Source organism: Arhodomonas sp. KWT (genome assembly GCF_010993615.1).
In genome coordinates this window covers 1-2,181 of the sequence record NZ_WNXE01000322.1, presented here as the reverse complement: position 1 = coordinate 2,181, position 2,181 = coordinate 1, and the positions used below count along the sequence as shown (strand labels likewise).

At 70.1% G+C, this 2,181-nt stretch carries 2 protein-coding genes; one reads left to right on the top strand and one right to left on the bottom strand.

The window, feature by feature from the left end; genetic code table 11:
• Positions 1-228: 228 nt before the first annotated feature.
• The gene (locus G7A99_RS18435) at positions 229-1,134 is read right to left on the bottom strand and encodes a CHAD domain-containing protein (protein ID WP_163142922.1); all 906 of its coding nucleotides are present in this window, start codon (positions 1,132-1,134) and stop codon (positions 229-231) included.
• Positions 1,135-1,290: 156 nt separating this feature from the next.
• Here G7A99_RS18435 and G7A99_RS18430 point away from each other — a divergent pair, with 156 nt between their 5' ends.
• On the top strand, positions 1,291-2,103 hold the full coding sequence (locus G7A99_RS18430) for a hypothetical protein (RefSeq protein ID WP_163142919.1): 813 nt from the start codon (positions 1,291-1,293) through the stop codon (positions 2,101-2,103).
• Positions 2,104-2,181 lie beyond the last annotated feature (78 nt).

Sequence of the window (2,181 nt, the reverse complement as noted above, 5' to 3'; positions counted from 1 at the left end):
TCCCAGGCGAGATTGACGGCGGCGGCGGTCTTGCCGACGCCGCCCTTGAGGTTGTGCAGTGCCAGGATGTTCATGTCGCTCCGCGGCGTCCCGTACGAGTGCGTTCAGGGTGCCCACAACCTTGCCGGGCGGGGCGGCGCGGCCCGCGGGCAGCGATGCCCGGCGTCACGCGTTCTCCGGTCATGCGGCACTCTCCTCCGAGCGAATACCCCGCGGGAGGCGGAGCATTCATCGGCCCTTGCGGGTCAGGCGCCAGTAGGCGCGCCAGCGCGCCACCAGCACATCGCCCTCCTCGGCGTATAGGCGCCGCCCGGTGGCAACGGCCCGACGCGTCAGCCGGGTACGGCGCCGCGAGACGGCCCGGACGATGGCGGCGCGGGTAGCGGCGGCGCCGAACAGCGCCGGCTCTTCAGCCATCAGCGCATGCATCACGGCCAGGTCGTGATCGTCGCCGAGGGCGTCGGACAGCCCCTTGAGGCACCGGCGCCGGGCCTCGAGCATCTCCGGCCAGCAGCGCTCGAACAGGCAGGTGTGGTACCAGTGGTCCTTCACCCGCTTGCGCCACTCGTGCAACCGCTCGTCGGTGATGCCCTTCTCCACCGCCGCCAGCGCGCGTGCGCCGTCGCCGAAGGTCCGGGCAAGGCCGCCGCGGAACAGCGCGAAGCCGTCCCGCGGCAGCGGCCAGTCGCTCAGCGCTGCCCGCGCATCGCCGAGGGATTGCCGGGCGGCGGCGACCGCGTCGGCATCCGCGCCCTGCCCCGCCGCGTCGGCACGCGCCGTCAGCCGCTCACGTACCCGCTGCATCGCCGTACTGGAGAACCGGCGGGGCTCGTCGGCAACGAGGGCGTCCCAGCATTCCACCAGGGCCGCGGCATCGCGGATGCCCGACAGCCCCCGGGCAATGTCACGGTAACGGGTATTTTCGCTACCGAAACGCTTGCCCAGATGCGGACGCACCAGGCGGACGACGGCGCGTATCTCCTTCAGCCGCTTGCGTGCCTCGTGCACGCCCTCGGCACCCCGGTCTCGGGGCAGGGCGAGTGCCTCGTCGGCACGCTGGATTCGGTCCTCGACGATCCGCCGGACCTCCTCGTCGGCGCCGCGACGTGGATCGATGCGATATCCGCTGCTCATGGCCTGTCCTTCGCCCCGGTCATACCTCTCGTCGCATTTTAACCATTTACGAGGGGCGCACTGTTACAGCGCAGCGCCGGGGGGTTCTTCCAGAGAAACCGAATCGTTATCATCCTCAATCACGCTATTATCGATCCACTGACGGAGGACGCCCCGATGACCAACCGAACCGGCCGCACGCTCTGCGCCATCGCGACCGCGACCCTCGCCGCCGGCGCCCTGTTCAGCGGCGCCGTCCAGGCCGACGGTGAAGCCGGCGAACACGTCGAGGCGATGCACGAGCACATCGACACCTACGTCTCCGACGCCCGCGCCATGACCGAGACCGCCAGCGGCCTCGCCGATGCCTACGCCGGGGGCGAAGCAGCGGATCCCCAGGCCCTGATCGACAAATGGGAGTCCGTCAAGCTGCACGCCGCCATCGAGACCACCGCCGCCACGATCTACGCATCGATCTGGCAGGGCATCTACGGCGTCAAGGAGGCCATCGAGAAGGAGCGCCCGGACGAGGCCGTCCGCGAACAGGTGGACGCACTGGATCACGCGCTCTGGCAGGGCGTGGGTGCCGTGCGCCTGGCCGCGATGCAGCAGAAGCGCGGCGGGGGGCCCGGCGGAGACGATGCGCGCGGGCACGGTGCCTCCGGGCCGGTGGCAACGATCGGAGAGATCGAACACAATCTCGACCGCGTTGTCGCCGAGTATGCCGAGGGCGAGACGAAGGAGGCCAAGGAGCTCGTGCACAGCACCTACATGGAGCGCTTCGAGGGCATCGAGGGACTGCTCATCGAGCAGGACGCCGAGCTCGTCGAGGCCCTGGAGAAGGACTTCAACGTGACGCTGCCCCGGCTCATCGATCAGGGCGCCGAGCTCTCCGAGCTCCGCGGGGCGGTGGACGCGATGAAGGAGAAACTCGAGCGCGCGGAGGGCCTCGCAGCCAAGGCGGGCGGGGACAAGGAAGAGGTGTTCTGATCATGCAGCGGCGGCGATTCCTCCAGGCCCTGACGGCACTGGGCGTGATGGGCGGGCCCCTGCGGGCCCTCGCCGCCA